General features: G+C 53.7%; 12 protein-coding genes. 2 read left to right on the top strand and 10 right to left on the bottom strand.

Annotated elements, in window-relative coordinates:
* Nucleotides 1-9: 9 nt before the first annotated feature.
* Genes ACZ1HF_RS10460 through ACZ1HF_RS10435 form a run of 6 tightly spaced genes read right to left on the bottom strand, consistent with a single transcriptional unit; the run spans nt 10 to nt 6494 of the window.
* Nucleotides 10-2115: an NAD-dependent epimerase/dehydratase family protein gene (locus ACZ1HF_RS10460; protein ID WP_472657440.1), complete on the bottom strand. Its 2106-nt coding sequence runs from the start codon at nt 2113-2115 to the stop codon at nt 10-12.
* A 23-nt stretch (nt 2116-2138) separates the two neighbouring features.
* Nucleotides 2139-3113, bottom strand: coding sequence for a glycosyltransferase family 2 protein (locus ACZ1HF_RS10455; protein WP_472657439.1), 975 nt, complete (start codon nt 3111-3113; stop codon nt 2139-2141).
* Nucleotides 3113-4375 carry a glycosyltransferase family 4 protein gene (locus tag ACZ1HF_RS10450; protein WP_472657438.1) on the bottom strand — a complete coding sequence of 421 codons (1263 nt, stop codon included), beginning with the start codon at nt 4373-4375 and terminating at the stop codon, nt 3113-3115. The genes ACZ1HF_RS10455 and ACZ1HF_RS10450 overlap by 1 nt, the downstream gene beginning before the upstream one ends.
* Entirely contained in the window at nt 4376-5044 is a 669-nt protein-coding gene (locus tag ACZ1HF_RS10445) for an NAD-dependent epimerase/dehydratase family protein (protein ID WP_472659028.1), read from the bottom strand.
* Entirely contained in the window at nt 5041-5382 is a 342-nt protein-coding gene (locus ACZ1HF_RS10440; RefSeq protein ID WP_472657437.1) for an NAD-dependent epimerase/dehydratase family protein, read from the bottom strand. The genes ACZ1HF_RS10445 and ACZ1HF_RS10440 overlap by 4 nt, the downstream gene beginning before the upstream one ends.
* Nucleotides 5370-6494 carry a Gfo/Idh/MocA family protein gene (locus tag ACZ1HF_RS10435; RefSeq protein WP_472657436.1) on the bottom strand — a complete coding sequence of 375 codons (1125 nt, stop codon included), beginning with the start codon at nt 6492-6494 and terminating at the stop codon, nt 5370-5372. The genes ACZ1HF_RS10440 and ACZ1HF_RS10435 overlap by 13 nt, the downstream gene beginning before the upstream one ends.
* A 373-nt stretch (nt 6495-6867) precedes the next feature.
* On the opposite strand from ACZ1HF_RS10435, the gene ACZ1HF_RS10430 reads away from it, so the two are divergent.
* Nucleotides 6868-7635 carry a WecB/TagA/CpsF family glycosyltransferase gene (locus ACZ1HF_RS10430; protein ID WP_472657435.1) on the top strand — a complete coding sequence of 256 codons (768 nt, stop codon included), beginning with the start codon at nt 6868-6870 and terminating at the stop codon, nt 7633-7635.
* A gap of 50 nt (nt 7636-7685) precedes the next feature.
* Here the strand turns inward: ACZ1HF_RS10430 and ACZ1HF_RS10425 are convergent, their stop codons facing one another.
* From ACZ1HF_RS10425 to ACZ1HF_RS10410, 4 genes are all read right to left on the bottom strand, one after another.
* The gene (locus ACZ1HF_RS10425; protein ID WP_472657434.1) at nt 7686-8474 is read right to left on the bottom strand and encodes an SDR family oxidoreductase; all 789 of its coding nucleotides are present in this window, start codon (nt 8472-8474) and stop codon (nt 7686-7688) included.
* Nucleotides 8475-10073, bottom strand: a complete 1599-nt coding sequence (locus tag ACZ1HF_RS10420; protein ID WP_472657433.1) for a GMC oxidoreductase — start codon at nt 10071-10073, stop codon at nt 8475-8477.
* Nucleotides 10070-10906 carry an SGNH hydrolase domain-containing protein gene (locus ACZ1HF_RS10415; protein WP_472659027.1) on the bottom strand — a complete coding sequence of 279 codons (837 nt, stop codon included), beginning with the start codon at nt 10904-10906 and terminating at the stop codon, nt 10070-10072. The genes ACZ1HF_RS10420 and ACZ1HF_RS10415 overlap by 4 nt, the downstream gene beginning before the upstream one ends.
* Nucleotides 10907-11328: 422 nt before the next feature.
* On the bottom strand, nt 11329-12117 hold the full coding sequence (locus tag ACZ1HF_RS10410) for an acyltransferase family protein (RefSeq protein WP_472657432.1): 789 nt from the start codon (nt 12115-12117) through the stop codon (nt 11329-11331).
* A gap of 429 nt (nt 12118-12546) precedes the next feature.
* Between ACZ1HF_RS10410 and ACZ1HF_RS10405 the strand changes: the two genes are divergently transcribed.
* Entirely contained in the window at nt 12547-13410 is an 864-nt protein-coding gene (locus tag ACZ1HF_RS10405; protein ID WP_472657431.1) for an autotransporter assembly complex protein TamA, read from the top strand.
* Nucleotides 13411-13412 lie beyond the last annotated feature (2 nt).

The following is a 13412-nucleotide window of genomic DNA, read 5'->3' as shown; positions in this document are numbered from 1 at the left end:
CCGGCACTTTTAAAAGCCGAACAGATTTGCATCTGTAATCGCACGGCGCGCGAATTCATCACGATCCGCTTCCGGTTGCCAGCCCAAAACTTTTTTCGGGTGCTCATTGCGGAATGGGGAAAAATGTGCCCGAGATTCCCAGTCCCGCAGCGAGGCGCGTGTCAGGTTATCTTTCCTCAAAACATAGTGTTTCAGCATGTATTTGATGCCATCCGCAAAATAGAAACCTCGCAAAGAGCCCGACCTGACCTTGATCCGCGCACCTGTTGCTGCGTGTATCGCATTAAAGTAATCCCGTGCAGACATCATCGGCTCACCGACAATATTAAAGGATTGCCCCACAGCTTCTTCAATATCCAACATAGAGACAAGTGCATCTGCCACATCTTCATTGAGCACAAATGGCAAGATGTTACGACCGCGCCCCCAGATGCGAACGGCTCCGGCACCATGCCAGCGCCCGATCCCCCAATGCTGCAGCGGACCACCCGGACCAACCACGATACCGGGGCGCGCAATAACCAGAGGCAAGCCCTTCTCTTTGTGCATCTCGGTTAACATAGCTTCACAGGCGGCTTTAGACCTCGCATAGAGATTGCGGTCAGTCATGTCCTCGGCAAAGCCTGTTTCTTCGGTGATAACGCGATCAGGCCGGGACATATCGTAAGACGCGATTGTGCCCGTATAGACAAAACGGGTAACACCTGCATCCAGGGCAGCTTCTGCGATACGGCGGGTGACGCCGACATCATTCTCAAGACAGCCTTCCCAAGTTTTATCCATCGATTTGGCAAGGTGATAGACCGCTTCGATCCCTTCCATTGCCGCCCGTAGTTCTTCTGGGTTGTGTAGCGAAGCTGACATGGTTTCAACCTGATCCGGCAGATCATCAAAGGGGCCAGTGCGTCCGCGGCTAAGTACACGAACGTCCCAGTCAGAGGCGACAAGTGAGCGGGTCAATTGCCGCCCAATAAAGCCAGTACCACCGATGACCAGCACTGTTGGCTTTGGGGCGCGCTTTGCTTTAGGTAGGGCAGGTTTTGGCATGTCAGGCAATAGGTCCAGCGTTGCATCAATTGCGCCCATGACCTTTTCAGCAGATGCGCCTGCAAATCTTGCATCAAGTGCAGTGCCGTTCTGGATCGCCTGATAAAATGCCGTCATGGCACCTTGAAAACTAAGCCCGTAAGGTGATTTGCGATTGAGCGAACTTAACTGCCGAAAAGCATTTACTCCGCCTTCGCGCATATGCTGCCAGGCTTGGGTCAACTGACCACGGAGCGCGTTTACCACGATGTCAGATGTGTTTTCTTGCAGAATTGTTAGGGCGTCGGTCGCGTAATCCATTCTCGCAATTCCGCTGGAGCCATGGATCACAACAGATCTGTCATCCATCGTTTCTACAATCGACAGGTTAAACGTAATATCCACATCGCCTGCGCGCGCCACGATACGCCAGGATTGCGGACGTGTTCCGGCACCTGCGGGCAATTCAATCGGTTTGCCAAGGCTGAGATGTTCGATTTCTGGCGTTCCAAACAAATCTTGCGCGAAGGCGTAAAGATGTGGACCAAGCTCCAGCAATAGATTGCGCGGCTCGCGTAGCAACCACAACCCAAACGGGCCAGAGCGCAGGGGCGCCAATGGCAAACGCCAGTTGATTTCTGCCGAGGCGATGCGGCCAAGCTTGCCGGCCTCGACGGCATTTTTCAGGCGCTGATAGCTGGGCAGGCCAAGAAAATTATGCCCGACGCCAAACAGCTTGCCAGAGGCTTGAGCCGCGGCTTCGATATCGGCGGTTTCCTGACGTGAAAGAGCGACAGGTTTTTCGACAAATGTGTGCAAGCCCGCCTCAAGGCATTTGATTGCAAGATCGCGGTGCAGCTGTGGGGGCGTCAGGATATGAACGGCATCACATATCCCGCTGCTGATCAAGTCATCGAATGAAGTATAGGCGGCTACGCCATATGCTGCTGCCATATCCTCTGCGGCGGTCTGCGATGTATCGCAGATCGCAACCAGCTCAACATCCTTTAACATGCGCAAGGCATCAGCATGCCATGTGGCAATATATCCTGCGCCAACAAGCGCGGTGCGGATCGTTTTTTGAGACATGATGAAACTCTTCCTCGTATACTCTACTTGTACTCAATAATTTTCATGCGATGGCCCCGAAGTTGGCGCCAGAAATATGTCAGAATGCCCTGCAGATTTGGAAATTTCGACAGGGTCAACAGCACGGAATGCGCAGCGGCTTCGCCTGTTGCCAAGCCTTCCTTGCGCATACCTGCGGCTGTGCGCAAATATGACAGGACATATAGTAGCAGAACCGCAGCAAGCAGCGGCAGCCAAAACACTAAACCAAGAATGGCAAGTAGTGGCAGGACGCCCCCGTAGAACCAGACGCGACGGCGTTCTTTGACAAAGTAATCCGGGTGCATCGCCCCGACCTGAGCAAACCCGTGACCACTGCGCACAGCGCGCTGCCACCATTGGGCAAATCGGGTCATCGCAGCATCATGACGTGTCATCTGAACCGGCAGGCGATGCAGTCCCCAACCGGCCTTGCGAATTCGGACGCAGAATTCATCGTCCTCGGCCGCAATGACCGTATCGTTGAAACCACCGACCTCCGTGAACGCCTGACTGCGCACCATCATATCGCCGCCACATGTCACAATATCACCAGACGGGCGGTGCCATTCCACATCACAAATCGCGTTATAGATACTGGCGTCCCGATAAATTTCTGACCGCCAGCCTGTAACGATCGCCAGTTTCGGTGACTGATCCAGTTTTTGTCGCGCCGCCTCGATCCAGCCCGGCTCTAGCCCGCAATCACCATCAACGAATTGCACATAATCTGGCATATCGCCCATCGCCTGCAATGCGGCAAACCCTGCATTGCGGGCCCGCGCAGCGGTGAAAGGGCTGGACAGATCAAGCTCTACGACCTCGGCCCCAGCTTCGCGGGCATTGGTAAGGCTGTCATCGCCGGAGCCTGAATCAACATAGACAATCCGATCAACCGTGCCTTGCAGGGAGGCAAGGCAACGCACAAGACGTTCCCCTTCGTTTCGCCCGATGGCGACGGCTGCAATGGTTGCGACCATTATATATGATCCCTCTTGCCCGGTTGCGCCGTCCCCATCGCGTATGCTTTGAATATTTGTGCCAGCCATGCGGCTTCGTGTTCCAGATTGAACTCTGCCATCACTATCGCACGACCTGCCTTACCCATTTGCATGCGCAAATCCGGATCTTGCAAAAGCTTTGCAAGTGCATCCGCCAAGCCTTGCTCATCGCCCGGTGGCACCAAGGTGCCGCTAACACCGTCTTCTACCAGTTCCGGAATGCCTGCCACGCGCGTTGTTACGACTGGAACGCCAGCGGCCATAGCTTCCATCAGCACAACCGGCACACCTTCGGCAAAGCTGGGCAGGACCAAAATGTCAGTGCTTTGCAAGATCTGCGCAACTTCTGTCTGAGATTTATAACCGACAAAACTGACACATCCGGTCAGACCTTTTTGCTGCGCCTCACGCTCCAGCTCTGCCCGTTCAGGCCCATCACCGACCAGCGTGACTTTCATATCAGGTAGGCGCGGCAAAATCTGGGCCAGTGCATTAAACAGCACCGGCACGCCTTTGACTGCCGCAAGACGGCCCACGAATGTCAGGTGTTGAGCGGAGTTCTTATCGCCCTCGGCAACATATCGTTTGGGGTCGATCCCGCAATGGACAATATGCAGCTTTGACCAATGCACCCGGTCCGAGAAATTCATCGCCTGACTGCGGCAAAATTCGCTGATGCAGGCGACGAAACTGGCCCGCGCGATTTTCTCGTCCAGCCGCCAGTGCATGGGTTCATAGAAAATGCCGGGCCCATGTAAGGTGAAGCTGTAAGGAATGCCGCTTAAGGCACTGGTCAGCATCGCAACCGTGCAACTGGCCGTTGCGATATGATTATGCAGATGGATCACGTTGTTGCGTTTCAGATGGTCTGCCAGCACGGCGGCTTCAGCAAAATAGAATAGCTGATAAAGCCACGCTTTCAGCCCCGGTGGCCGGGTTTGCATCGCTAGTATTAGGGTGCGTAGATACGCCGCAGGTGAGCCCTTTAAGGCGGTCCAATGGCATTTCAGGAAATGCTTGGGGGCCTTCGCCGCCGCAATCACATTGAACGTATCGCGTGCCTCGGCCTTTTGCTCTTCGCCCACGTGATGCTCAGACCCGGTTTTTCGGATTGAGCAGGTATGGACCGTAATCCCCAAGTTCCGCAAAGCTGCAATTTCACGCTGAATAAACGTATCGGTCGCACGCGGATATTCACCTGCTAGATAGGCGATTGGACCGGGCAGTATCGGGTTTGACATCTATATGTCCTCCGCTGCAAGGGCCCGCGCCATGGCGTGGTTGAACATCATATTGCTTGGTTCCCCTAAAACACTGCGCATCTTCGCATTGCTATAGCGGATCGGCTTCACCCGAGCATGCAAAACAGACGGTCGCAGCAGACCGGGCATGTATCTGGATAACCCCAGCGATGCCATAAGACGCGCCGGAACTGCCAGAATGCGCCATGACCACGGCACAACAATGCGAGGCCAGCCAGATTGAACCAATGCGCTGATATAACGGGCGCGGTCAGGTAGGTCATTGTCCAGCAGGTTTATGACCTCCACCTTGCCATATTTACCCACCGCAGCCTCTGCCGCCAGAACAAGAGCTTCGGCACAGTTTTCGACATGGCAAATTGGCACCTCGCCTTTACGCCCAAGACGTAGCAGAACCGGACCATAGGTCGGGCCGAGGTGGTCGTTCCATAGCCTGCCGGGGCCAAATACCGCGCCGGGCCGCATGATCCACAGAGGGAAGCCATGCGCTTTGGCCATTGCACGTGCCTGCTGTTCCTGCGCCAGTTTACTGGCGCAATAGCCATCGCGCAGATCAGGTTTTGGCTCTAGTGGTGTGCTCTCATCAAGAACCGCGCCCACGCGAACGGATTGCGTGTCATAAACCGTAATTGAGCTTACAAGAACTATTGCCGGAGCCTTGTCGCCAAGCCCGGAAATCGCCGAAAACAGGGCTTCGCTGGCCTGAAGCGTATCCCTTTACGTTGCGCGGCATCTCCGGTCAGGCTAGCGGCTGCGTGGATAACAACATGAACACCCTGCAATATACCGGTTAGATATTCCTGCGTTGCGGTTGCAAGGTCCAGCGTCACACGTGTAATGCTGTCGTCTACTTCCCAGCTTGGCAAGGTCGTCCCAGCGCTGCGTGTCAGCGCCACAATGCTATGGCCTTTCGCGTGGGCTGCGGCCACTGTATGACGTCCGATAAAACCACCGGCGCCTGTGATCAGAATGTTCAGACCGCCCATGACATAGGCTCCATCTTGTCGCAACTTGTTGTCATAACTTGTGCGCCAGTGTTTTTACCTGCGTTCTGAATGGCCAGTGTGACTTCGTTCAGATGCAGCGCAAAGTCGGAAGATAGCCGGCATGGGCGCTGTTCCGCCACAGCATTCAGCATTTCGACAGGGCCAAGTGCGAAATTCATTGATGCCGCGCCCCAACGCCCAACTTTTGGATGGGTCTTGCGGCCTAACTTGAGGCGCTGTCCAATTGGATGCTCCAGTAAGCGCCTGCGAATATTGAAGCGTTTGTGAAAGCGCACAGGTGCTGCGTTGTCCCACGCTTTCTTTATGCTCAGCACGCCGTTATCGCCAACGACCCTGATCTGATGATCGTGTGGCGCAACAATTGAACAGGTCAGTCGCGCGACCACGCCATTTTCAAAATACAGCGCAGCAACAGAGAAATCAGGTGCCGTCTCGCCGGTTTCGATTTTTTCAGGGATCAGATCAGCCGAGGCCGCAACAACGGTGCGGATCGGGCCGAAAATCGCAATAAGCCAACTGAGGTAATAACCCGCATGTTCCAATGTGCAGCCGGTGATGAACTCATCTTCGTAGGGCCACGGCGCTCCGGACTCGCTGATCCAGTCTTTATACCGCGCTTGCGGGATGAAACCGTCATCCAGCTCTGCATATACCAGTCGCGGGGTGCCTGCGACACCGTCCCGAACAGCTTTACCCAAGGTTTGTGCGGCCTCGCCCAAGACGCTGCAGGGGGCAGAGGCCAGCATAAGCCCTTTATCCTTGGCAAGCGTATGCAATGCATGGGCGTGCTCCATCTCGGTCGCCAATGGTTTTTCGGAATAGACGTGAAAACCGGCAATCAGACAATCGCGATTCACCTCATGGTGAGAACCGGGGTTGGTGAGGTTCAGGATTACTCCACCTGATGTCTGGCGTTTGATGAAATCTTCAAAACCTGTCGCAGCAGTTACGTTCCAATGGGCGCAAAAGGCAGCAAGCCGCGTTGCGTCACGATCATAGACACAAGACACCTGCACATCCGGAAATGTCTGGAGCGAACGCATGTAAAGATCAGCAACAAAGCCGCACCCAATGATCGAGAGAGTGGTCATCGCAAAATTTCACATAACAAAGACGAACAGGGTGAAAACATCAGGCTGATAACTTGTTAACTCCGGACTTCAAAACACAACGAGGCACAAGGCTGATTCTCCTTTTCAGCCTGTATGCCCCCAAACGCCGCTACTCATAACGGGTTTTCGCTTGGAGTTTCACCCATTTTGTTGAATGCGATGCTCAGTTTTGATCATTTTCTGTGCGTCACACGGCTAAATGCATGAGTTCGGGGCAATATGAGCCACATCAGACGGATCAATTTTCAAAAATGTGAAAATTCCGTGTTCGTTTCTAGGTAAAACAGTGTTAAAGAAGTCTTAACGGCCATAGTGGGTCGTTAATGTTTTACTAGTGTTACGGAGTAATGAGTTGGATTTTCGTATCGATTCTCAAGTTGTAAAAGTTAACGTGCCTTCCAAAAAGGCATTGGTTCAGCAAGTTATAGCGCGCCTGTCAAATGGCGAAGGTTTTTCACTTGCGACCATTAACCTAGATCATCTCGTAAAGCTTTCGACGTCTTCTGCGTTTCGCAAAGCCTATTGCGCGCAGGATCTTGTCGTGGCTGACGGTAATCCCATCGTCTGGCTTTCTCGTTTGGCGCGCCGTCCGGTAGAGTTGGTTCCAGGGTCGGATATTGTACTGCCTTTGACACGTATGGCGCGGTTCTCCGAGGTCCCTATCGCTATTGTCGGCAGCACGGAGGAAGCCTTGTCAAAGGCCGCCAAGAAACTTCAGGAACAAGTTCCAGGTCTTGAGGTTGCAGCGTTGATCTCACCAAAATTTGGATTTGATCCGGAAGGTCCCGAAGCGGATCGTATATATGCTGAGCTTAACGCTTCCGGTGCAAAGCTTTGTTTCATCGCTTTGGGTGCCCCGAAGCAGGAAATCTTTGCCGCCCGTGCGCGCGAGGCCGCGCCATCCATTGGGTTCGCATCAGTCGGTGCCGGTATCGATTTTATTGCCGGTGATCAGAACCGTGCCCCGGCATGGGTGCGCCAGCTGGCAATTGAATGGGTCTGGCGTATGCTCCTGAGCCCGCGCCGTCTTGGCCCGCGTTACGCAAAATGTATCGGTATTCTGCCGGGCCAGGTGTTCAAAGCCTTGTCCCAACGCTGGCAGGTTCCTACCTCTGCATAAACCCCAAGCAAGACCATAAATGCGGGCTCCATTCGGGGCCCGTTTTGTTTTTAAACTTGTGTTTCGATACGGCGGGGTTTGGGGCGTTTCCGCAACAAAACCATATCTTTGATCCGGCCCTTCCATGATCTGGGCGTCAGCAGCTCATCACATTTTTCGAATACGGCCCCATTAAGCGATGGATCATGCCACATGGCCAGATCAACACCCCAAATGGCTGCTTCCGCTGGATCAAGCCCATCTGCAACGCCCATTTGGGTCGCCAGCATGCCCGGCATCCAAGTGGTCACAACTATATTTGGGAAGCGATCCCCGATATCGGCAACAAGTGCGCGGGTGAATATCCGTGCAGCCCCCTTGGATACACTATAGGCAGAGCTGGCAGGCAATGGCGATATGTCTGCAAAGCTAGAGACATTGATGATCCGCCCAATGCCGGTTTCTACCATATCTTTCAACGCAGCATGAGTGCAGTTCACGACGCCGCCCAGATTGACATCTATAGTGCGCATGAAGCTGTCTGGCGTTTCGTCCAAGAAATCAGTGCGCGGATAAATAGCAGCGTTGTTGATCAAGACAGTTACAGGGCCATGATTTTTGGTGATCTGATCAAAGGCGGTTTTGACCGCCTTCGTATCGCTTACATCAACAACGAACGGTATGAACTGCCCGTCCGTGATCAGCTGGGCAGTCTCCAGAAGTGGTGCCTCGCGGCTGCCAAAACCGACAACGCGTATCCCACGCTTTGTTAGCTCAATCGCTATGGCCCGGCCCAGACCTGAGCCCGAGCCGGTGACAACGGCCATGCCTTCCCGAAGTCGCTTTTTGACGTCAGGCATTCAAACGGCCTCCGCCAGTTGAGCTGTTTCATCCTGTAATTCTGTCGCAATACAGTCGGCCACGCGGATGGCATTGGCCGCAATCGTCAGACTTGGGTTGATGCCCAATGAGGTCGGCATGAAAGATGAATCCGCAACATACAGATTGGCAATATCGTGGGTTCGGCAAGACGGGTCCAGAACGCTGGTTTTCGGATCTGACCCAAACCGCAGGGTTCCACAGGAATGACCAAAGTTCAGCTCGGGCTGGAACGTCAGGAAAACTGAGCGTTGTCCATTAAATGCTTTTTTCATGTGACGCCGGAATTCTTTCCTGCGGCGAGTCATTTCCGGGGTGTAATGATACTCAAATGTTAGCTTATCAGGATCTTCTTCGTTCAAAATGACCCGGTTCATATCATAGGGCAGGTCTTCCATGATGCCGATGAAAACCTTAGCCTCACCAAAAAGGCGCGAGGCGATCAGCGCAGGGATGCGGGTTAACTCACGGATCGGCTTTAGGGACCGGAAAATTGAGCGATCGAAGACGTTCTTAAGATAATGCACGATCTCTCCATAAGATGCATCCAGCCCCATCGCCTGAATGGCGCCATAGCGTTCGCCGTTTTTGTAGTAGATATCGCGGAATGCAATTGACTTGCTTGGCCCGGAGAACTGCATCTTCTTATCTGGCCAGAGCGCAAGCATCTCGGTGAGGTGAAACATCAGGTTTCGCCCGACCAGACCACTGCTATTGGCGCATCCGTCAGGCCATTCTTCTGAGGCTGAGGCAAGCAATAGCTTGGGTGAGCCCATGCCCCCTGCAGACAAAACATAACGCTTTGCGCGCAAATTCAGAGTTTGCCCATCACGCACGGCTTCCACATGTGTGACATGATCTTTAGTGCCGCGTAGAGCCCGCACTTCGCAGCGATCAAGAAGCGTCGCATGTCCGGTTTCCATCGCAGGTTCCACCCCGGCAGAGCGACCATCCATTTTGCATTTTTTGGGACACTTGAAGCCGAAACACTGTTTACAGCCAGGCAGGAAGCGAATGGCCATATGCACGTGATAAGGATGGAGTCCTTTGCTTTTGAAAAGTTCCATCATTGATTTATCACCGGGGCTCAGGTGCGGTGGCGGAGCAATTTTTGACGGGCGTTCTGGCGATAAGGGATCCTCGTCCCCGCAAACATGATAGTATTGCTCAGCCTCATCGTAATAGTTTTGGAACGTATCAAAGTTCACAGGCCATCCACCGGTCGGGTGGGTGCGTTCCGGGCTGTCATCAATGTCATGGCGTTCGGGACGCTCCAGCGTGGCCGCGTAAAATACAGATGACCCGCCGACACCTGCACCAACAGCCCCGAAAAATTCTGATGTTCTTCCATCAATATTGGCGTGCAAAGGCTTTGGCCAATAGCCGCGGACGCTACGTGCGACGGGATCAGACATCTCGGCGTTCAATTGCTGCTGTTCACCCCGCGGGCCATTCGGCCCGCGCTCCAGAAACAGTACAGAGATACCGCGCTCGGCCAAACGGCGCCCAAGCGTGCCGCCACCCATACCGGTGCCGATGATTATGACGTCCCATTCTTTGTCGACTATATCGCCGATCATTGTTTTTCCTTCTCATCCACCTCTGACCGCCTTAGCGGTGCAAAGAATGGTGTAAACAGTCCTCGCATTTGCAAAGATGCCGTGTTTGTTATGTGATTATTGTCAAAATAAAATGAGGTGCCGCCCTGCATTGCAGAGCAGGCGTCTTTGTCGCAGAGAGCGCCCCAAGTATCAAGTAAAGTGATTGCGCCGCGCGCCTCCAGCTCACGTAAAGGTATCTCTGAACCTTGCGTGCGTTTGATCAGTGCATCTTTCGACACTGTCGTGGTTGCATCAAGCGCTGGGCCGTCTTGCATCCACCCGTGCGCCATCTGTCTGGATAGAATACGGGAATTATAATCTGGTATCTCTGGTACCTGACGCAGAACATGTATTGATGCGAAGCTAGGCGATATCTCATCAATTGTGGCGGTTAGCGCATTCGCAAAAATGGCAGCTTGAGTATCACCACTCAACCCATAGGCTGGCAAGGCAGAAATCGAGATTGTGTTCTCTTCGTCCTGCCCGATCCCACGACCTTGGGCGTAGTAAGACCAACGCCCGATCAGTAGCAGGCGATCGATACCATCCAATTGAGATATCGCTTGTCTGATACGGTCTGTATCCTCAAGACAGTCGGCATCTTCCAATCGGGTACTGGCACTTTCCTGCTTGGCCAGCCCAAAGACAGGCGGGCAGCCTGCATGCCAGATCAGCAGTCCCGGTGTGTCCTGTTCAAGCGCCGCAAGGGCAATACCTTCCTTGAAAGCGCGCACATGGGAGTCACCCCAAACCAGCACTTCCGGCGCGCGACCATCCGGACCTATGGGGCAAATCTCGACGCCTGCGAACATACCATCACTCGGGGTGTCACAACGGCTCCAATCTTGCAGGAAATCGGCCGACGCATCGATATGCGTGCGCACCGCATCCGGGAACCGTGTTGGCAGACCATCTTTGAGATACAGAACCGCGCCCCCGGCAAGCAACGCTACTGATGCTGCAAAAGCGCCGCCAAAGACGTTCAGCGCAGACAGGTTCGCCCTCCGTACAGGACGCTCGACAAATCGCCATGAGACCGAGGACACGACAAAAACTATTGCAAGCCAACCCAGCATTTGTACGGCCGAGCTATAAGACCCCCCGTAATAATAGTGGGATAGGGTCAGGATTGGCCAATGCCACAGGTATAAGGAGTAAGAGATCAACCCCACGAACACCGGCCCCGGCGCTGAAAGCAGCCGATTGACCAGATTGTCATGCCTTCCGTTCAGGATTAAAAGGGTCGCTCCAAGTACCGGCGGGATTGCTTGCAGGCCGGGGAAATGCTCACCGGGTTGCACGAAAAAATCGATCCCAGCACCAGCGTTAATCCGACCCAGGATAGGGTTGCCGTATAGCTCCATGTGGCCGCGCTTCGCTGGCCGTGAACAGCCAGAAGTACACCCGACATCAGTTCCCACGCGCGGAAGGGGAACAGATAGAAGGCTGCGGTATGAGACGTATAGGTGGTCCAGACCCCTGCAATCAATGAAATGATGAATGTCAGCACCATTGTAAGCAGCAACGCTTTTTGCGATTGGCTGAAAATCAGAATGATGAGCGGCAGGAAAATATAGAACTGCTCTTCCACCGACAAAGACCATGTATGCAGCAGCACCTTATCCTCTGACGCCAGATCGAAATAGCCCGAGCCGCGATAGAAAAAGACATTCGACAGGTAGACTGTCGCTGCAATGAGTGACTTGCCGAATTCACGAAACTCAAATGGGAGTAGCACGACATAAGCTACGCCGAAGGTTACAGCAGCCATGAAGAAATAGGCCGGGGCCAGTCGTTTTATGCGACGCAAGTAAAAATGCCCTAAGCGCAGTGTCCCGGTATCCGTCAATTCACGCCACAGGATGCCGCCAATCAGAAAACCGGAGATTACGAAGAATATATCAACCCCGACGAAACCGCCTGCAAAGCCTGGTACGCCGAAATGAAAAAGCACAACAGCCAGCACGGCAATGCTGCGAAGCCCGTCAATTTCGCGCCTGTAGGAGATGGGGGCGGAAGACATATCAGGCAGTTTCCGTAAATTTTGGGATGTTTGATAGTCTTATACTATCACCAGCCAGAAACTTTGTGATTTCCAAGACATCCGATTTAACAATACTGAAATGCGCAATGTCACTATAAAGCGAAGCCGCCTCAGAAATAGCTGAAGCCATCATATCCCTCACACACAAACTACAACCATATAAAACAGCAGGCTGACTTAATAACCCGGCTTCGCCTTGGCGTGTCAAGAGATTGCGAAGGTGATCTTCGCGATAATAACCCAACGTATCTTGAGAAACACGTCTATATTCGACGTGATTTTACTGAGATTTGTATCGATTGTTGCCGGAAAAATGATCTTGCTGGCATTCCGGTTGCTCCTGCCGCAGTAATCGCGGAACCTTCGAAGCTGTGACAGTGTTGTACTGTCGGTATTGGGAAAATCATCGTGCGAATTGCGCCAATCATCGTTGTAGCAGCTTTGGCATACGGGTTGGCAAGCGCTGCTCAAGCACTTGACGTACAGCTTGATGCAAGAGGCGCAAATGAAGTGCTGCGCGATGGTTTGATTGCGGCCTCTCAACTGGAGCAGCTTTCCTCGCAGTCCACACCACAACCGCAAGACATTATATCGGCAGCACAAGCAGATTATCAGCGCCTGACAGCAGCTCTTTATGATCAGGGATATTTCGGGGGAACCGTGAATATCCTGCTTGATGGACGCGAAGCTGCGGATTTATCGCCCTTTGAGCTGCCCAACCGGATTAACCGGGCGGTAATCCGCATTGATCCGGCGCCAGTCTTCCGCTTCGGGCGTGCCGAGATTGCGCCACTTGCCCCAAAAACCGTTTTGCCTGCGCAGTTCAAATCGGGGCAAGTGGCGACGACAGATGCAATTCGTACTGCGGTTGAGGCCACGGTTGATCGCTGGCGCGACGTTGGATTTGCCAAAGCACGCGTCGCTTCACAGGACATCACTGCGGTGCACCCACGGTCGCTACTTAATGTCGGGGTTGGTATTGCACCGGGCCAAAGGTTGCGGTTTGGCGATCTGGTGATCACAGGTAATAAAGCTGTCCGCACGGATCGTATCCGCGATATCGCGGGCTTGCCCACAGGACAGGTTTTCGATCCCGAAGAGGTGGAAAAGGCGGGCAACCGCTTGCGGCGCACTGGCACGTTCCGCTCCGTTGCCCTGACCGAAGCTGATCAGGTTGGCGCGGACGGTACGCTTGATATCAATGCACAGCTTACAGAACAGCCCCCCGCCGATTTGGCTTCGGGGCAGAGCTTTCCTCGTTTGAAGGGTTAGGA

The sequence above is a fragment of the Litoreibacter sp. GN1-5 genome (genome assembly GCF_055693805.1).
Note: the sequence above shows the minus strand (reverse complement) of the source record. Positions and strands in the feature narration are given on the sequence as shown.

What these genes read in the sequence shown, in the direction of transcription:
- ACZ1HF_RS10410 (WP_472657432.1), bottom strand. Translation starts at nt 12,117, where the DNA reads ATGTCTTCCGCCCCCATCTCCTACAGGCGCGAAATTGACGGGCTTCGC.
- ACZ1HF_RS10425 (WP_472657434.1), bottom strand. Translation starts at nt 8,474, where the DNA reads ATGCCTGACGTCAAAAAGCGACTTCGGGAAGGCATGGCCGTTGTCACC.
- ACZ1HF_RS10420 (WP_472657433.1), bottom strand. Translation starts at nt 10,073, where the DNA reads ATGATCGGCGATATAGTCGACAAAGAATGGGACGTCATAATCATCGGC.
- ACZ1HF_RS10455 (WP_472657439.1), bottom strand. Translation starts at nt 3,113, where the DNA reads ATGGTCGCAACCATTGCAGCCGTCGCCATCGGGCGAAACGAAGGGGAA.
- ACZ1HF_RS10435 (WP_472657436.1), bottom strand. Translation starts at nt 6,494, where the DNA reads ATGACCACTCTCTCGATCATTGGGTGCGGCTTTGTTGCTGATCTTTAC.
- ACZ1HF_RS10415 (WP_472659027.1), bottom strand. Translation starts at nt 10,906, where the DNA reads ATGTTCGCAGGCGTCGAGATTTGCCCCATAGGTCCGGATGGTCGCGCG.
- ACZ1HF_RS10460 (WP_472657440.1), bottom strand. Translation starts at nt 2,115, where the DNA reads ATGTCTCAAAAAACGATCCGCACCGCGCTTGTTGGCGCAGGATATATT.
- ACZ1HF_RS10440 (WP_472657437.1), bottom strand. Translation starts at nt 5,382, where the DNA reads ATGGGCGGTCTGAACATTCTGATCACAGGCGCCGGTGGTTTTATCGGA.
- ACZ1HF_RS10450 (WP_472657438.1), bottom strand. Translation starts at nt 4,375, where the DNA reads ATGTCAAACCCGATACTGCCCGGTCCAATCGCCTATCTAGCAGGTGAA.